General features: G+C 60.4%; 15 protein-coding genes. 8 read left to right on the forward strand and 7 right to left on the reverse strand.

From position 1 onward, the window contains the following. Positions 1-68: 68 nt before the first annotated feature. The 3 genes from QO231_RS14405 to QO231_RS14415 form a co-directional block, all read right to left on the reverse strand. The gene (locus QO231_RS14405) at positions 69-1,259 is read right to left on the reverse strand and encodes a hypothetical protein (protein ID WP_316777670.1); all 1,191 of its coding nucleotides are present in this window, start codon (positions 1,257-1,259) and stop codon (positions 69-71) included. A gap of 106 nt (positions 1,260-1,365) precedes the next feature. Further along, the gene (gene argF, locus QO231_RS14410; RefSeq protein ID WP_316777673.1) at positions 1,366-2,292 is read right to left on the reverse strand and encodes an ornithine carbamoyltransferase; all 927 of its coding nucleotides are present in this window, start codon (positions 2,290-2,292) and stop codon (positions 1,366-1,368) included. Positions 2,293-2,379: 87 nt separating this feature from the next. After that, positions 2,380-3,555 carry an aspartate aminotransferase family protein gene (locus QO231_RS14415; protein ID WP_316777677.1) on the reverse strand — a complete coding sequence of 392 codons (1,176 nt, stop codon included), beginning with the start codon at positions 3,553-3,555 and terminating at the stop codon, positions 2,380-2,382. Between the two features lie 347 nt (positions 3,556-3,902). Between QO231_RS14415 and QO231_RS14420 the strand changes: the two genes are divergently transcribed. The 3 genes from QO231_RS14420 to QO231_RS14430 all read left to right on the forward strand — a co-directional run bounded on the left by QO231_RS14420 (position 3,903) and on the right by QO231_RS14430 (position 7,009). Next, a complete protein-coding gene (locus QO231_RS14420; RefSeq protein ID WP_316777679.1) occupies positions 3,903-5,399 on the forward strand; it encodes a flavin-containing monooxygenase in 1,497 nt (498 codons plus the stop codon). Between the two features lie 41 nt (positions 5,400-5,440). Continuing rightward, positions 5,441-6,343 (forward strand): DMT family transporter, encoded by a 903-nt coding sequence (locus QO231_RS14425; RefSeq protein ID WP_316777682.1) that lies wholly within the window; start codon positions 5,441-5,443, stop codon positions 6,341-6,343. 87 nt (positions 6,344-6,430) lie between these two features. Continuing rightward, a complete protein-coding gene (locus QO231_RS14430; RefSeq protein ID WP_316777685.1) occupies positions 6,431-7,009 on the forward strand; it encodes a GcrA family cell cycle regulator in 579 nt (192 codons plus the stop codon). 337 nt (positions 7,010-7,346) lie between these two features. Here QO231_RS14430 and QO231_RS14435 read toward each other — a convergent pair whose 3' ends face one another. The 3 genes from QO231_RS14435 to QO231_RS14445 all read right to left on the reverse strand — a co-directional run bounded on the left by QO231_RS14435 (position 7,347) and on the right by QO231_RS14445 (position 9,424). Further along, positions 7,347-7,865, reverse strand: coding sequence for a YHS domain-containing (seleno)protein (locus tag QO231_RS14435; RefSeq protein ID WP_316777687.1), 519 nt, complete (start codon positions 7,863-7,865; stop codon positions 7,347-7,349). Positions 7,866-8,021: 156 nt separating this feature from the next. Then, positions 8,022-8,813, reverse strand: coding sequence for an SseB family protein (locus tag QO231_RS14440; protein ID WP_316777689.1), 792 nt, complete (start codon positions 8,811-8,813; stop codon positions 8,022-8,024). Next, positions 8,810-9,424, reverse strand: coding sequence for a uracil-DNA glycosylase family protein (locus QO231_RS14445; protein ID WP_316777691.1), 615 nt, complete (start codon positions 9,422-9,424; stop codon positions 8,810-8,812). Before QO231_RS14445 ends, QO231_RS14440 begins: the two co-directional genes overlap by 4 nt. Positions 9,425-9,640: 216 nt before the next feature. On the opposite strand from QO231_RS14445, the gene QO231_RS14450 reads away from it, so the two are divergent. The 4 genes from QO231_RS14450 to QO231_RS14465 are packed head-to-tail and all read left to right on the forward strand — an operon-like array spanning position 9,641 to position 14,245. After that, complete coding sequence (locus QO231_RS14450; RefSeq protein ID WP_316777693.1) at positions 9,641-10,300, forward strand: ABC transporter ATP-binding protein; 660 nt, start codon at positions 9,641-9,643, stop codon at positions 10,298-10,300. Beyond that, positions 10,278-11,891, forward strand: a complete 1,614-nt coding sequence (locus QO231_RS14455) for a capsule biosynthesis protein (RefSeq protein ID WP_316777694.1) — start codon at positions 10,278-10,280, stop codon at positions 11,889-11,891. The genes QO231_RS14450 and QO231_RS14455 overlap by 23 nt, the downstream gene beginning before the upstream one ends. 2 nt (positions 11,892-11,893) lie before the next feature. Next, positions 11,894-12,727, forward strand: coding sequence for a 3-deoxy-8-phosphooctulonate synthase (kdsA, locus tag QO231_RS14460; RefSeq protein ID WP_316777695.1), 834 nt, complete (start codon positions 11,894-11,896; stop codon positions 12,725-12,727). A gap of 21 nt (positions 12,728-12,748) precedes the next feature. Continuing rightward, positions 12,749-14,245, forward strand: coding sequence for a phosphomannomutase/phosphoglucomutase (locus QO231_RS14465; protein WP_316777696.1), 1,497 nt, complete (start codon positions 12,749-12,751; stop codon positions 14,243-14,245). A gap of 69 nt (positions 14,246-14,314) precedes the next feature. Here QO231_RS14465 and QO231_RS14470 read toward each other — a convergent pair whose 3' ends face one another. Continuing rightward, positions 14,315-16,282, reverse strand: a complete 1,968-nt coding sequence (locus QO231_RS14470) for an AsmA family protein (protein WP_316777697.1) — start codon at positions 16,280-16,282, stop codon at positions 14,315-14,317. A gap of 100 nt (positions 16,283-16,382) precedes the next feature. Here QO231_RS14470 and rimO point away from each other — a divergent pair, with 100 nt between their 5' ends. Further along, positions 16,383-17,753: a 30S ribosomal protein S12 methylthiotransferase RimO gene (gene rimO / locus QO231_RS14475; RefSeq protein ID WP_316777699.1), complete on the forward strand. Its 1,371-nt coding sequence runs from the start codon at positions 16,383-16,385 to the stop codon at positions 17,751-17,753. Positions 17,754-17,819 lie beyond the last annotated feature (66 nt).

Here is a 17,819-nt window from a genome sequence, read left to right on the forward strand (position 1 = left end):
AGATACAATGACAATGCCCCCGCAAACAGCGGGGGCTTTTCACATCCAGTGGCGCAGCGGGCTCGACCCTAGCCAGCGAGGCTTGCACCGGGGCGGAACGCACCGAGTGACTTCGCCAGATCAACATAACCATCTACATTGCTGAAGTAGGACTTGAGATTGCCGCCCACCGAACTGGATTTGTAGTATTTCGAGAATTCGTCGATCTTGACGCCAAACTCCCTCAACTCCTTGCACAGGCGGTCGCCCTTTGCGGCCACAGAGCTTGCCTTTTCGATTTTCTTGCCAATCCCGGCGGCCTCCTTGCGGAGGTTGGCGAACTCTGCAGCCCGTTTCTGAAATTCCTTGTTGTTGAACAGTTCCTGAACGCTCTTGTCTGCCGCCAGATCGCGACCCGCCTTGATCTGGGAATCCAGCATGACGATGGTTTTCTTCAATTCCATCTTCAGCGTCGCCAACTCTGAATTGCGTTGTTTCACGATCGTCTCAAGCTCGAGCACATGCTTGCCGATTGAGCTGCTGCCCAATGGATCCAGCGCGGAAGAGATCTGCTTGAGATCGCTTTCAACGTTCTTGATGACCTTCTGTTCAAGATCATTGTCCCGCGCGACGGTTTTCGCAAATCCGATAAGCCCGCCCAGCCCGCTCAGCGACGCCGCCGCGATTCCCAGGCCCAGGACCAGCGGCGCAGCCGTGCCGGCGCTGGCGACGAGGGCGACCACGCCGACCGCAATCGCCGACACGATCAGCACCCCCTTGATCACCTTGCCCAGGACCATCCGGGTCTTCTTGTCCTTCAGCAACTTGGCACCAGCCTGTTTCTTGGCCAACATGATGGCAATCTCGGCCTGCTGGTCGATCACGTTCTGGGCCCAATTCTTGGACAAGTCCTCAAAATCGTCCTCAAGCGCAGCAACATAACTGTTCAGCTTATCCAGCTTGTTGAGTTCGCCGCCGAGCTTCTTGAAGTCACCCTCTGTCTTCGGCGTCATTTTCTTGATTGCCTTGTGCAGCGCCTTGGCCTCGTCGATTTTCTGTTGCTTTTCCTTCAGCCACTTTTCGAAATGCGCCAGCTGACCAATGATGAGCTTCTCGTATTGCTTGGCAAAGTTCTTTTCGATCTTCTTGGCCAGCGCGACCTCGGTGCCATCAAGAGGAAACGCGCAATCCAGCTTGACGTCCAGCGATGGCGTCAGGTCCGCAGTGCCCTTGACCTTGAACTTCTTCTCGAACTTGAACGTGTGGTTCACCGTGGCCATGCCTGTCTCCTCATATGCGCCGCATCGGATGCTTCATGCGAGACGGTAGGACGGCGACGGTTCCAGGTCTATGATCTTGTTCACACAGCGCGAGGCTGCACCCCGATCAGACCCCGAGGCACCAGCGCATCACCGCCTTTTGCGCGTGCAGGCGGTTTTCGGCTTCGTCGAAGATCACCGAATTCGGACCATCCATGACCTCGGATGTGACCTCTTCCTCGCGGTGAGCGGGCAGACAATGCATGAACAGCGCGTCAGGCTTGGCCTCTGCCATCAGCGCGGCGTTGACCTGATAGGGGCGCAGCATATTGTGCCGCCGCTCGCGGGCGGATTGCGCGTCATGCATCGACACCCAGGTATCGGCCACCACCAGATCGGCACCCTGCACCGCCGCGCGCGCGTCGCGTTCGATGGTGACGGTCGCCCCTTGCTGGCGGGCAAACCCGACGAAATCGCCATCGGGGTCAAGCTGCGCGGGACCGGTGAACGTGAAATCGAACCCGAACTGTCCGGCCGCATGAAGGAACGAGGCACAGACGTTGTTGCCATCCCCCGTCCACACCACCTTCTTGCCCGCGATCGGACCGCGATGCTCCTCGTAGGTCATGATGTCGGCCATGATCTGGCAGGGGTGGGTGCGGTCGGTCAGCCCGTTGATAACCGGCACATCTGCGTATTCGGCCATTTCGATCAGAACGGATTCATCGAAGGTCCGGATCATGATCATATCGACATAGCGGCTGAGCACGCGGGCGGTGTCGGCAATGGTCTCGCCATGTCCAAGCTGCATGTCATTGCCCGACAGCACCATGGTTTCACCGCCCATCTGGCGGACACCGACATCAAAGCTGACCCGGGTGCGGGTCGAGGGCTTTTCGAATATCAGCGCAACAATGCGCCCGGCAAGCGGCAGTTCGTCGTCCGGCGCGCCCTTGGGGCGATCGTGCCGGGCGTTTTTCATCCGCCCGGCGGTTTCGATCATCTGCCGCAGCGAGGTTGAATCGGTTTTGTGGATATCGAGGAAATGGTTCATGTTAGTGCCTTTTTCCTGGGCAGGGTTAAGCGGGACCGGGTGGGGGCCAGCCCCCACACCCCCGGAGTATTTTCGCAAAGATGAAGTTCAGGCGGTTTCCAGACTGGTCGCCGCGCGATCAAGGCGCGCCACAGATTCGGCAATCTCGTCTGCGCTGATGGTGAGCGGAGGCAGCAGACGGATGACGTTGTCTGCTGCGGGAACGGTGATCAGCTCTGCATCATAGGCGGCATTGACCACATCGAGATTGGTCACCTTGCATTTGACGCCAAGCATGAGACCCGTGCCCCGCACCGCCTCAAATGTGTCGGGGTGGCCAGCGACCAATCCCTCCAGCGCCTGTCGCAGCTGGCCGGCCTTGCGGTTGATATCGGCAAGGAACGCGGGCTCGGCAACGATATCCATGACCGCGCACCCCACGGCGCAGGCCAGAGGGTTGCCGCCATAGGTCGACCCGTGAGTGCCCGCTGTCATACCGGCAGCGGCCTTTTCGGTTGCCAGCACTGCGCCGAGAGGAAAACCGCCACCGATGCCCTTGGCAACCATCATGATATCAGGTGCGATGCCCGCCCATTCATGGGCAAACAACCGACCGGTCCGGCCCACGCCGCATTGCACCTCGTCCAGGATCAGAAGGAGATCATGGGCATCACAGATTGCACGCAATTCCTTGAGGTGTTGATCGGGTAACGGGCGGATACCGCCTTCGCCCTGAACCGGCTCGATCAGGATCGCCCCGACCGTGTCGATGATCGCCGCGCGCACAGCATCGATATCAGCCCAGGGCAGATGAACAAAGCCCGGCAACAGCGGGCCAAATCCCTTGGTCATCTTTTCCGACCCCGCCGCAGCAATGCCGGCCGAGGATCTGCCATGAAAAGAGCCGTCAAAGGTGATGATATCGGTCTTGTCGGATTGGCCTTTGTCATACCAGTATTTGCGCGCCATCTTGATCGCCAGTTCGCAGGACTCGGTCCCGGAATTGGTGAAGAATACGGTATCAGCAAAGGTTGCCGCGACCAGCTTGTCAGCCAGCGCCTGTTGCTGCGGGATCTGATAGAGGTTGGACACGTGCCAGAGCGATTGCGCCTGATCGGTCAAGGCTTTGACCAGAGTCGGGTGGGCATGGCCCAGGGCGTTCACGGCGATCCCCGCCCCAAGGTCGAGAAAGCGTCGCCCGTCCGCCTCGATCAGCCAACTGCCCTCGCCTTTGACAAAGCTGAGCGGCGCGCGGTTATAGGTCGGCAGAACAGACGGGATCATCGGATCATCCTTTTCAGGCAAGAAGCCCTGTGAGTGACTCACTTTGGGCGGTGTCGTCAACGATTTTATGGGAAGGGCGCGCCTCGGACGGGCGCAGGGTCAAACGAGCCGGTTACGCGGTGATGCGTCGGCGTCGCAACGAAATGAGATGTTCGTTCTTGACCATGAATCGCTTGATAGCGAAGGAAATCACGCTTGCAAAGCCCAATTTTCAGGCCATCCCGGAACGACGATGGATTGAACCGCGCGTGGAACGTACTAGGAACACGAAGAATGCCAGGCGAGAGGCGTTCCGCCGTCCGGTGAAGTCTGCCATAGTCGCCACCAGCATTGCCAGGGAGCCTCGAATGTCACAGCCAGCCACCGCGACCAGCACTGACGTCGGTCCCGATCTAGACGTTCTTGTGATCGGGGCGGGGATATCGGGGATTGACGCCGCCTATCATCTGACCACGACCATGCCGAAACAGCGGTTTGCCATCCTTGACAGCAAGCGGGATATCGGCGGGACCTGGCGCACCCACAAGTTTCCCGGCATCCGCTCTGACAGTGATCTGTTTACCTTTGGTTTCAAATGGAAACCCTGGACGGGCATCCCGATCGCGACGGCCAAGGAGATCCTTGCCTATCTTGACGAAGCCATCGAAGAAAACGACCTGCGCCGCCATATTCGGTTTGGTCGAACCGTGGAACGCGCCGAATGGGACAGCGACGACAGCATCTGGCAGGTGGCCGTCAGGCATTCGCAGGGGACAGAAACCATCCGTTGCCGGTTTCTCTGGATGTGCTCGGGCTACTACCGTCATTCCGAGGGCTATCAACCGGAGTGGCCCGGGATGGCCGATTTTGAGGGGCAGATCGTCCATCCGCAAACCTGGCCCGAGGACCTGGATCACACCGGCAAGCGGGTTGTGGTGATTGGTTCGGGGGCAACGGCGGCAACGTTGGTTCCGGCACTTTCAAAGACTGCAAAGCATGTGACGATGCTTCAGCGGTCACCCACCTACTACTATCCCCGCCCGGCGACAGATGATTTTATCGAAACCCTGCGAGCGCTCGACCTGCCGGCGGCGTGGGAGCATGAAATTCTGCGGCGCAGGTTTCTGCATGAACAGCAAATCATCACGCGGCGTTCATTCGAAGAGCCAGACGCGCTGGCGGCCGATCTCATCGCGGCAACGCAGGCCTACCTGGGACCGGATTATGATGTCGCGACGCATTTTACCCCGTCCTACCGCCCCTGGCGGCAACGCCTCGCGATCGTGCCGGAAGGGGATCTGTTTGTTGCGATCCGATCGGGCAAAGCGTCGGTTGTCACCGACACCATCGCGCGGTTCACCGCGCACGGGCTGGAATTGGACTCCGGTGAAGAGCTTGATGCCGACATTGTCGTGACCGCGACCGGCTTGGTCTTGAATGCACTTGGAGATATCGAATTTTCTGTCGATGGCAAAGCAGTCGATATTTCGCAGAGCTGGACCCATCGGGGGGTCATGCTGACCGGATTGCCAAATCTTGCCATGGTGTTTGGCTATCTGCGGACCAGTTGGACCATGCGTGCCGACATGGTGTCGACCTATGTGTGCCGCCTGATTGCGCATATGCAGGAGCGGCAGGCCGCATCGGTTGTTCCCGCGCTGCGCCCCGAGGATGCGGACATGCCAGCCCGACCCTGGGTCGACCCCGAGAACTTCAATGCGGGCTATATCTTGCGGGGGCTGGACATCATGCCGAAACAGGGCGATCGGCAACCCTGGCTCATGACACAGGATTACTTCTCGGATCGCGAGACTTTACCTGTTGCCGATCTTGAGGATGGCACCCTGCGGTACTCCCCCGGCTGATAGCGCTTGTACCGGACCACGCTCCGGGCCATGCCAAGGGCATGTTCGTTCCCAAAGCACAGAATCCGGCCCTTGCTGCCCTCCTTATCCTGCTTGCAACCGCGTTTATCGCGGCAACGACCCTGTTTGCAAAAGCACTGGGTACCGATGCCCTGGGGCCGGCCTTGCCGGTGCTGCAGATCAGTCATGGGCGGTTTCTGTTCGCCTTTGCCGCGCTCGCCGGCATTGCAGCGGTTGCGCGACCGTCACTCAGCCGACCCAACTGGCGCCTGCATATCGGGCGCACGACGTTTGGTTGGCTTGGCGTCACGTTGATGTTTGCCTCGGTCGCCTACATCCCGCTGGCAGATGCCACGGCGATCTCTTTCCTGAATCCGGTCTTTGCGATGGTGTTGGCGATACCGCTCTTGGGCGAACGCGTCGGCCCCGTGCGCTGGAGTGCCGCAGGAATTGCGCTTGTTGGCGCGATGATCCTGCTGCGCCCGACACCTGACAGCTTTCAACCCGCGGCAATGCTGGCGCTGGCGGCGGCAATGGTGATGGGCATGGAGTTGATCTTTATCAAGAAGCTCTCGGGACGCGAGCCGGTTTTTCAGATCCTGTTGGTCAACAATGCAATCGGGCTTGGCATTGCCACGGTGGCGGTTGTCCCCTTCTGGACACCGCCGACGGGGCCGCAATGGGTGGCGCTTGCCGGGTTGGGTATCCTGATGGCCTGCGCCCAGACGCTGTTTGTCAATGCGATGGCCCGGGCCGATGCCAGCTTTGTCGCGCCGTTCAGCTATGCCACCCTGATCGCCGCAGCGGTCTACGATTTTGTCGGCTTTGGTGTCGTACCCGATGCGATTTCGCTGATCGGGGCCACGACGATCATCGCCGGCGCGCTGTTGCTGGCGTTGCGCGAGGCGCGGGTCAGGCCGACCGCCACGCAAGACGCCTTGTAACTCGGGCCACAGTGATTAGAATAGGGACCCGAGAGACATCAAAAGCGGCCTGTTACGGGGGCCGCTTTTTAGCTGGAAAGGTAGCCCATGTCCTGGACTGACGAGCGCGTCGAGACGCTCAAGAAAATGTGGGGGGAAGGCCAGTCGGCCAGCCAGATCGCAAAAGAACTTGGTGGAGTGACCCGCAACGCGGTGATCGGCAAGGTGCATCGCCTTGGCCTGTCCAACCGCAATTCCGGCGCTACCGCCGCTGCCAAGCCCGAGGCCAAGGCCAAGCCCGCCGCCGCGCCCAAGCCCGAGCCAAAGCCGCGCCCGATGCCCAAGACCGAGGCCGCAAGGCCGGTGCCGGAGCCTTCGACCGAAGTCAAACCTGTCGCGCATGTGCGCAAGCAGATCATTCCGGCCGGTCAGCCGCTGCCACCGCAGCCATCCGCCAACGAGATCAGCCCCGAAGCATTGGCCAAGGTCAACGAGGTTGAAAAGAAATCCAAGAAGATCAGCCTGATGGAACTGACCGAGCGCACTTGCAAATGGCCGGTTGGTGATCCGGCAACCGAAGATTTCTGGTTCTGCGGTCTGCCTGTTCAAGCGGGCAAGCCCTATTGCGAGGCCCATGTTGGCGTCGCGTTTCAACCGATGAGCGCCCGACGCGACCGTCGCAGATAAGCAACTGGATCGGTCGCCGCGGCCCTGTGCGGCGACGCAGACCACTGGCTGTGTTCCAAGGCGTTTCACGTTTAGTTTGGATCATCTGCTATCATCGAACACCTTGAAATTCATGATTTCAGGCAGCCTCGATGGTCAAGGCTTGGCGCGGAACGCTTCAGGCCATGGAGTTTCCACCCTGCGCAAGTTCGTCTCCCATTTCCCACCACGTCTGCGGGAAACGCCGGTTTCAGACGTTCCTCTCAACGGGCTGCACAGAAGGTCAGGGTTCAACCGACGAACCTGCCCCGCGTAACCGGGGCAGGCCATGCTATGATCGTTCCGTTTCGTCTCGAGATCAGTTGGCGGCCGGAGCCGAAGAGGTGAAATTCGGAATCGGGCTTGCTGAGGCGTGCGTTGGTTCGATCTTGGGCCAATTGCCGTTGGCGAGGTTGAGATTGCCCGGAATATCCTCTTCCCAGAACCCGACCACGTTTTCGGTAATGTTGAGATAGAGCTTGTCATCAACGATCCGCCAAAGGTTTGGATTGCCCGGCACCTTGCCGCCCTTGCTAACGCCATAGGCGCAGTGCCCGTCGAACTGGGGCGCGTATTTCTCGGGATCTGCAAGAAACAGGTCGCGGTTCTCTTCACTGGCAAAGGCAAAGGTCGCACCGTTGTAATCCGTGGTGATGTCAGCCCGGCCTGGAACGCCGCCAGGCTGCTTGGTGCCGACCGGGTTCTGTGTCAGGCTGCGATACGCCACCACATCGTAGCCGGAGACCGCGTAGCTGGTGCCATCCACGTATTGTTCACCGGCAAACACCGGAAGCGCCAGAGTCGTGGCGGCGACAATGGCCAAGGCGAAACGTTTCATCGCAAATCCTTTCATGCGTTGCGTCGGCCCAATGCCGCCCGCGTGGCGCAACTCTATCCGATGGTTTTCAGGATGCGCAGCCCTGCTCGCGCGGGTGTGAGGGAACCGGATGGCGCGTGACCGGAATGCGGTGAAATGTTTCAGAATGCAGGGGGTTCACCGCAGGATCGGCGGCTTGTCCGGGTCGGTTCCCGGCGCGGCGTGTCCGGCCACGTCCGGTTCCGGCGGCCCGGGCAGATCAAATCGCAAACCGAACCGATCCAGTTTGGCCGTTATCCTGTCTGCGGCCTCAAAGAACGCAACGTCGATTGACCCGGCCTCGACACCGGAAAACGTCAGCGCTTCGCCCGCGGCCTTGGCCAGGGCGGCCTGTGCCTCGGGGCGAGCCTCAACAAATCCCAACAGGTGTCCGTGCGATCCGTTCTCATACTCCACGCCCACCAGGTAGGCCGCCTGCGCATATCCTGATGCCGTGGCGAGTTTTGTATCCAGTGCTGAGATCACCGCCTCAGGCAAACCGACCGGGACAGAGATTTCGGAAATCCGCGATGTGATTTCGTCCGGCGCATGTGTCAATGTTTCAGACAGCCATGCCAGAGCGTCAGCGGGAATCAGGATCGACGATGGCGCGACGTCGAGATTGAGACCCATTCCAATCCCCTGCCCCGCCAGCATCCGCGACAGGACCCGTCCCGATAGCGCCGCATAGGGTGCCGGGCGGCCAATGAACTGAGCAAGCCGTGTTTCGCGGTCAAAGGCCAATACGAATTGCCCGTCTGCCAATTCGAACACCTCAGGCGAGAGGGAGTCGCCCTGCGCCTCTTCGGTAAGCAACAGGAACAGTTCATTGTCGCCCAGGCGCTCGTAAAAGCGAAGCCGCGCGGCATCATCGTCAGGGGCCGCAAACATTGCGGCATGCGCTGTGTCCAGCGGGGTCGTTTCGGTCATGTCAACACCTCCTGCACCCGGCTGCGCAGGACCGGCAGCAAGTCGGATTCAAACCACGGGTTTTTCTTCAGCCATGCGGTATTGCGCCAGGACGGATGAGGCAAGGGAAACACGCGCGGCGCATGGTCCCGCCAGCCTTCGACGACGCGCGTCACCGGCTGTCGTGTCTCCAGATGCCATTTCTGCGCGTGGCCACCCACCAGGATCGTCAGGCGAACCTCACGCAACAGATCCATCACGTCACGACGCCAGGTTCTGGCGCAGATCGGCGGCGGCGGCAGATCGGCGTTGCGCGTATCATATCCCGGAAAGCAGAATGCCATCGGCACCACCGCCACTCTGTCGAGGTCATAGAAGGTCGCCGCGTCAATGCCCAGCCAGTCGCGCAATCGGTCACCCGACGGATCCGTGAACGGACGCCCCGAAGCATGTACCCGCGCGCCGGGCGCCTGGCCAGCGATCAGCAGTCGCGCGCCAGGTCGAAACCACACCACGGGACGGGGCTGGTGGCCGATTGCCGTCGCGGCAAACCGGTCGGCACAAAGCGTGCATCCTGCGATCCGCTCCACGAGCGGCAGTGCTTCGTTCGTGTCTCCGCTCAGCTTGGCCATTCGACATCGAGGCAATCTGATCTGCCGATTGTCAAGCAGCCTTGACTGATCCGAGAGTCCGAGACCGATTGAAACATGGTTACTTCCTTCACACTTCGACATAAAATGGCCAGACTCGCACATATATATCGTTAACATTCCTCTGATACCGAGAGGATCACAGGCAAAAACTCCAGGCGACATCGGGCGAACGTCGCTGCAAACAACAAGAAACCGATGCTAGAGTTCGACAATGTCAGCAAGTCTTTCTGGACAGGCACCCGTCGCAAGGTGATTCTGGACCAGGCGTCGTTTCGCGTCGATCTCGGAAATTCGCTCGGCATACTGGCGCCGAATGGCACCGGCAAGACGACGTTGATCAACATGATGGCCGGGCTGGAAAAACCGGATGAAGGCGAAATCCGGCGCGGGTGCAGGGTGTCCTTTCCGCTTGGTTTCATGGGGGGGGTCGAGAAAAGAGTGTCGGCAATGGAGAACTGTCGTTACATTGCCAAAATCTATGGGATTGATCCGGATTACGTCGAATCCTACTGTCGCTGGCTTTGCAATCTGGGAGAGTATTTTGAGCAACCCCTGGGAACATATTCTTCCGGGATGCGAGCGCGCCTGTCGTTTGCGCTGATGCTGGCGCTGGATTTCGACATGTACCTGATCGACGAGGGCATGCCGGGCAGCACCGATGTAGATTTCAACAAGAAGGCCGGCGCGATCCTGCAGGAGCGACTGGCAACCACGACGATCATCATCGTATCGCACCAACCGGCAATCCTGGAACAATTCGCGCGCTCGGCTGCCGTACTCATGGACGGGCGCCTGCATATGTTCGAAACCTTGGAAGAGGCGAAACAGCTTTATGACTACGAAACCCAAGGCTAGCAAATTCCGCATTCGGCGGAGCGCTGCCGATGCTGCGGGCCCCGATCAGGTCAGCCCCGATGATCTGCCGCCGCCCGATCTCGCGGAGGCGGCGGCCAATGACGCTGCCGAAGATCCCACGACCGAGAACGGCGAGGTGCCGCCAACCACTGCCGAGGCGGAAATAGACGCGATCAAGACAGAAGGTCTGACCGGACGGCAGCTCCGCATGGCACGTCGTGTCGCACAGAAGAACAACCTGTCCGCGTCATCTGACTTTGACGCGGTGCGCCTGTTACGCCAGAACGGAATAGATCCATTCAAGCGCTCGAACATGCTTGAACTCGTTGTGCCCAAGGCGGAAGACGCCCGGGCGAATGCCAACGCGCCACGCGTGCAGCTTCCGCAAACGGTGCCCGACGATCATCCTTCGCTGCCCTCGGTCGAACTGAGCCCGGCTGAGCGCCGCAATCACGAGATCGGCAAGATTCAGCGCGACATGATGCGGCGGCGGCGACGCAAGCTGATGTTCTTGTTGACGCGGTTGAGCTTCTTTGTGTTGCTGCCGACGCTCCTCGCGGGCTTGTACTATTTCAAATATGCCACGCCGATGTATTCGTCAAAGTCCGAATTCCTGATCCTGAAAGCAGACAATGCCGGCGGTTCGGGACTTGGTGGACTGCTGTCCGGCACCCAGTTTGCAACCAGCCAGGATTCGATCGCGGTGCAATCCTACTTGCAATCCAAGGATGCGATGCTGCGCCTGGACCGAGACATGGGGTTCAAGGAACGCTTCAATCAGGATTGGATAGATCCGATCCAGCGGCTAAGCCCCAATGCCACCAATGAAGAAGCCTATCGGACCTACAAGAAATACGTGAAGATCGGGTATGATCCGACCGAAGGTGTGATCCGGATGGAGGTGTCGGCGCCTGACCCGATCGTCAGCACCGATTTTTCCACCCGCCTGATTTCCTATGCCGAAAACCGCGTCAACAATCTGTCGCAGCAAAAGCGCGGCGATCAGATGGACGATGCCGTGCAGGGGTTCGAGAATGCCCAGGACGAAAGGCGCAAGGCACAGGAGGCGCTGGTCCAGTTGCAACAACAGGGTGCGCTGCTCGATCCCGAAGGCGTCATTGCGAGCCTGCGTGGCCAGATCAACAACGTCGAAATCCAGTTGCAGGAAAAACAGCTACAACTGGCCGCCCTGATGGACAACTCCCGACCCAACCAGGCCAAGGTTGACGGAGCCAGCGGCGACATCCGACGGCTTGAAAACCTGCTCGCCTCGCTCAACGCTCGCATGATTGATGCCTCCAAGGGCGAAAACTCGCTCGCACAGCTTTCGGTTAATATCCAGATGGCCCAGGCCGATCTGGCCGCTCGTGACATGATGCTGCAATCGGCCTTGCAACAGGTAGAACAGACCCGCATGGAAGCCAACCGGCAGGTACGGTATCTGACCGTCTCGGTCGATCCTGTGCCCAGCCAGGAGCCAAGCTATCCCCGTGGGTTCGAAAACACGCTGCTTGCATTCCTGATATTCTCGGGCATCTATCTGATGATATCACTCACCGCATCGATCTTGCGCGAACAGGTAACATCCTAACCATGACCCAGATAGACATTGCCGGACTGACAGTTGGCACCGATTGCCCGTTGACGATCATCGCCGGCCCCTGCCAGCTCGAAAGTGCGGACCACGCGCAGATGATTGCCGGCACCATGAAAGAGGCCTGCGATGCTGTTGGCGCGCAGTATGTGTTCAAGGCCAGCTATGACAAGGCCAACCGCACGAGCCTCGCAGGCAAACGCGGTCTGGGCATTGATGCGGGCCTCAAGGTGCTGGCAGATATCAAGACGGCGATCGGTGTGCCGGTGCTGACCGATGTTCACAACGAAGCACAATGCGCGCCCGCCGCCGCCGCCGCGGATATCCTGCAGATCCCGGCCTTTCTCTGCCGACAGACCGACATGCTGCTGGCCGCCGGGAACACCGGTGCCGCGATCAACGTCAAAAAGGGACAATTCCTCGCTCCGTGGGACATGGCAAATGTCGTCGCCAAAATCGAGAGCACCGGCAACAAGCGGATCCTGCTGACCGAACGCGGCGCTTCCTTTGGCTACAACACACTCGTGGCAGACATGCGCAGCCTGCCGATCATGGCGCAGACGGGCTACCCCGTGGTGATGGACGCCACCCACAGCGTCCAGCAGCCCGGTGGGCGCGGCGGCAGTTCCGGAGGGCAGCGGGAATTCGCGCCCGTCATGGCCCGCGCCGCGGCCGCCATCGGCGTCGCCGCCATATTCATCGAAACCCATGAGGATCCCGACAGCGCGCCGAGCGACGGCCCCAACATGATCCACCTCGACCAGATGCCTGCGCTGATTGACACGTTGATGCAGCTAGACAGGATTGCTAAGGCAAACCCGGTAACAATTTGAACCTTCATCCGGAATAGTTTCATGACAAAACCCGCCGCCACGGTGACACCGAACACCTGGGAATTTCTACGCGACCCGATGATCGCGCCCACGGGGTTTCGCGAGTATGATGCCCGTTGGAAATACCCCGACGAGATCAACCTGCCGGGTATGACTGCACTTGGGCTTGGTCTTGGGACCCAGATGCAAAAGCGCGGTATCAAGCCTGAAATCGCAGTGGCAAACGACTATCGTGACTATTCGCTGAGCATCAAGAACGCGTTGATCCTCGGCTTGATGCAGGCCGGCATCCACGTCAAGGATATCGGCCCGGCGCTATCACCGATGGCCTATTTCAGCCAGTTTCATCTGGATGTGCCAGCCGTTGCAATGGTCACCGCCAGTCACAACCCGAACGGTTGGACCGGCGTCAAGATGGGCTTTGAGCGCCCCCTGACCCACGGACCGGACGAAATGGCCGAACTGCGCGATATCGTGCTGAACGGTCTGGGAGAGGCAAGGCCCGGCGGCGCCTATGAATTCGTCGCGGGTATCCGCGAAGCCTATCTGGACGATCTCGTGGGCGATTTCCGCATGTCCCGCCCGCTCAAGGTGGTATGCGCCACCGGCAATGGCACAGCCAGCGCCTTTGCTCCCGACCTGTTTGAACGTCTCGGCGTCGAGGTCGTACCCAGCCACAATCGGCTCGATTATACTTTCCCGCACTACAACCCCAACCCCGAAGCGATGGAAATGCTGCATGACATGGCCGACACGGTCAAAGCGTCGGGTGCGGATTTCGCGCTCGGCTTTGATGGGGATGGTGACCGCTGCGGTGTGGTGGATGACGAAGGTGAAGAGATCTTTGCCGACAAGGTCGGGGTCATCATGGCCCGTGATCTTGCCCGGCTCTACCCCGGTTCGACAATCGTGGCCGATGTGAAGTCCACCGGCCTGTTTGCGTCCGATCCCGAATTGCAGAAACATGGCATCAAGGCCGATTACTGGAAGACCGGCCATTCCCACATGAAACGACGGGTCAAGGAACTCGGCGCGCTGGCGGGTTTCGAAAAATCAGGCCATTACTTTCTCGCCGAACCCATCGGGCGGGGCTATGACTGTGGCATGCGGGTCGCGGTGGAAATCTGCAAGCTGATGGATCGCAATCCGGACAAATCCATGTCCGACCTTCGCAAGGCGTTGCCACAGACCTTTTCGACTCCAACACTGTCGCCCTTCTGTCCAGATCTTGAAAAATATGCCGTGCTGGACCGGATCGTCGCCAAACTCACCGAGATGGCCGATGCAGGGACCCCCATTGCCGGCCGCAGAATCGACACTGTGGTCACGGTCAATGGTGCACGCCTGATCCTCGACAACGGGGCCTGGGGACTCGTGCGGGCGTCCTCCAATACGCCCAACCTTGTCGTGGTCTGCGAAAGCCCGGAGAGCGAAACAGAACTGCGCGCGATCTTTGCCGATCTTGACGCCGTGATCCGTACCGAGCCATCGGTTGGTGACTACGATCAGACGATCTGACCCCCTTGAAAGCAGCTGAGACCCCGCCGGCGGCATTAATGTCAGGTCGCGGGGTGTTCGCGATCTCGCTCAGTTCCGGCCCAGCAGCTTGAACAACTGATCCTTCACCTCGTCCTCCAACTTGTCTTTCAGGACCTCTTCGGCATCCTGCCCCTGTTCAATCTGGACATCCAGTTCTTCCGCCAGCTTCTGTTGCAGCTTGGTCTTGGCCTCATTTTCGATTTCCTCGAGCTTGGCGTCGGCATTGGCCTTGGCAGCGGCTTCGAGATCCGGCCAGATGCGGGGCGCGCCCCAAGGCCCCTTGATCCGGATCGGCAGCGATATCCCCTGCCCCGATCGCGCGCGCAGGGCGACCGGCGTGAATGTATAGTCAATATCGCGCGCGCCCAGCCCGATGCGTCCCTCGCCATCAGCGCGATAGTTGCTGAGCTGCAGGAGCAAATTGTCGTTGAAGGCGCTGCCCTCGCGCATCACAAAGCTGGCAGCCAGACTGTCGAAGACCGTGGTTCCGCCGTTGGCAGCATCACCGCGCATCAGCCGATCGAGATCCAGACCCAGGATCACGCCCCGGCCCATGCTCAGACCGCCCTTGCCGGCCAGTGACCGCATGATCGCATCGACGGAATTGCCCACCCCGAGAAATTCCAACTCGCCGGCTGCCTTGCCCTGCACACGTTCCATACCGAGCAGATCGCGCTGGACCTGCTGAAGGTCGATATCCGCCGCCGACAGGGCACCACCCACCGACAGCCCATTGCGGTTGTTCGCGACCAACCGGCCGGTCACCCGGCCATCAAACACCGAAACATCCTCCAGATGCAGCACGGCGCGCGACCGGTCCACCTCCACCCGCAATTGCACCGGGCCAACGGTCAGGTCGGGCGTCTTGATGCCCTCCGCGGCCACACGAACCGACCCGTTCACAAACCCCAAGGCGCTCGCATCAATCGGCTTACGCGACCATCCGTCATCTGCAACGCCAGGTGCTGCGGCGGTCTCTCCAGTGCCGCGCGTCGTGCCCGCGCCTGCGGATGCAGGAAAGGTCAAGACACCGGCCGACAGCTTCGCCGTGATCTGCGGCACGTCAGCCAACATCACATCCACGACGCCGTTCAACCGGTTCTCGCCCAATTCGCTGCGCATCTCGCGCATCGAAAGACGACCGTCCGCAGTATAGGTCATATCCGCCAACAGCCGCACGGCTGGCCCCCATCCCGCCGGAAGCACGATGGCCGACAGACCGAGCGCCGACGTGCTCTTGCCGATGTCCTTGCTCGTCATATCAAGGCGACCGGCCAATTCCCCCGAGAGATTGGCGCGCCCGTCAAAATCCAAGGTGCCGGACGGCAATTCGACCTGCAAGGCGACCGGCGATACCGCGCCGCCGATCAGGGTGCCCGGGCTCGCGAACTCGGCCTTTATGTCTATTGGAACGCTGGCTGGCCTGACGGTTGCCGCGAGTTTCGCCGGCCCCGAGGGATCGGGCCATTTCAGCTCCAGATCCACGCCGGAAAAGGTGATGGGTGCCGCATCCGCCTCGCGGTAGATCAGCGTGCCGTTTCTGACTTCCAAGAGATCAAGTGCGATGGCCCGATCCTGGCTCGTTTCCGGCGCGGCACCGTCTGTCGCGGCGACGCTCGTTTCCGTCGGGGCCTCTTCAAAGACCCAGTTCGCGCGCCCGCCCGCACCCGTCTGAAGCCGCAAGACCGGGTCTTCTGCGACAATGCCCGTCACCCGAATCGACCCGATCAGCAATTCAACCGCAGATACTCCGATCGACAGGCCGCTTGCGCTCAGCATCGGTTCGGCTCCGGCCCAATCGGCGTTGCCCAGCGTCACCGGACCCGTGTTCACTCCCAGCACAGGCCAGAACGACAGCGATACGTCGCCCGAAACGGTCATATCCCGGCCCGTCCGCGCTTCGACCTGTTCGGTCGCGATCCGCACGATGCGATCATGGGGCAGTAACAGCAACCCGATCACCACGACCACAACCGCCACAACGAGCGCACCCGCTATCCGAAACATCCACCGCATACTGCTACCCTCCGACACCTGTCGCGAGTCTAACACCGGCGTCGCGCGACGCAATCATCAGGGCTGGGCATTGCAGCGCCTCGTCTCTATATGCACGAGGATGAGCACCAATCCGCCCGACCTGCGCCCCGACCTCGCCCCACGAACGCGTTTGACCGACGCGCCACGCCCCGGCCAACCGACTGTTGGCATGGTCAGTCTTGGCTGCCCAAAGGCGCTGGTGGATAGCGAACGCATCCTGACCCGGTTGCGCGCGGAGGGGTATGGCATTTCGCCCGACTATGCAGGGGCGGATGCGGTGATCGTCAACACCTGCGGCTTTCTTGACAGCGCCAAGGCCGAAAGCCTGGAAGCGATTGGCGAAGCCCTCGCCGAAAACGGACGGGTCATCGTTACCGGCTGTCTTGGCGCAGAGCCGGACTACATCCGCGAGCATCATCCGCGGATTCTGGCCGTCACCGGGCCACATCAATACGAACAGGTGCTTGATGCGGTCCATGTCGCGGTGCCGCCGGATCCCGATCCCTTTGTCGATCTGCTGCCCGCCAGCGGTGTCTCGTTGACCCCGCGCCACTACAGTTATCTCAAGATTTCAGAAGGTTGCAATCACAAGTGCAAGTTCTGCATCATCCCGGACATGCGCGGGAAACTGGCCAGTCGCCCGGCCCGTGCGGTGCTGCGCGAGGCGGAAAAGCTGGTGGAAAACGGGGTGCGTGAATTGCTGGTAATCTCGCAAGACACCTCCGCCTATGGCACCGACATCCGAGACCGCGAGCACAAACACCCGATCATTCCGCTGGCACGCGATCTGGGCAGACTCGGGGCATGGGTGCGGCTGCACTACGTCTATCCCTATCCGTTCGTGCGCGATCTGATCCCGATGATGGCGGATCCGCAAAACGGGATACTGCCCTATCTCGACATCCCGTTCCAACATGCCCATCCCGACACGCTCAGACGTATGGCGCGCCCCGCGGCCGCCAGCCGCACGCTCGATGAAATCGCGGCGTGGCGCAGCATCTGCCCAGACATCACCCTGCGCAGCACGTTCATCGTGGGCTATCCGGGCGAGACAGAGGCGGAGTTCCAGACCTTGCTCGACTGGATGGACGAGGCGCAGCTCGACCGCGTCGGTTGCTTTCAGTATGAAAACGTTGCCGGCGCGCGCAGCAACGCCTTGCCCGACCATGTGCCAGATGATGCAAAGCAGGATCGCTGGAACCGCTTCATGGAAAAGGCGCAGGCGATCTCCGAAGCAAAGCTTGCCGCAAAGGTTGGCCAAACGCTTCAGGTCATAGTGGACGAGGTCGACAACGACGCCGCCACCTGCCGCACCATGTCCGATGCCCCCGAGATCGACGGAAACCTGTATATCGACGAAGAGTTTCAGACATTGAAACCCGGCGATATCGTCCCGGTCACCGTGGACGAAGCCGGCGAATATGATCTGTGGGGACGACACGCCCGGTAAGCCGAACGCACATCAGTTCCGCCACCTGCGTATTTGTGTTGCCTGACGGGCGTCGCACGTTATCCT

The sequence above is a fragment of the Sedimentitalea todarodis genome (assembly GCF_032595355.1).
GTDB classification, from domain to species: domain Bacteria; phylum Pseudomonadota; class Alphaproteobacteria; order Rhodobacterales; family Rhodobacteraceae; genus Sedimentitalea; species Sedimentitalea todarodis.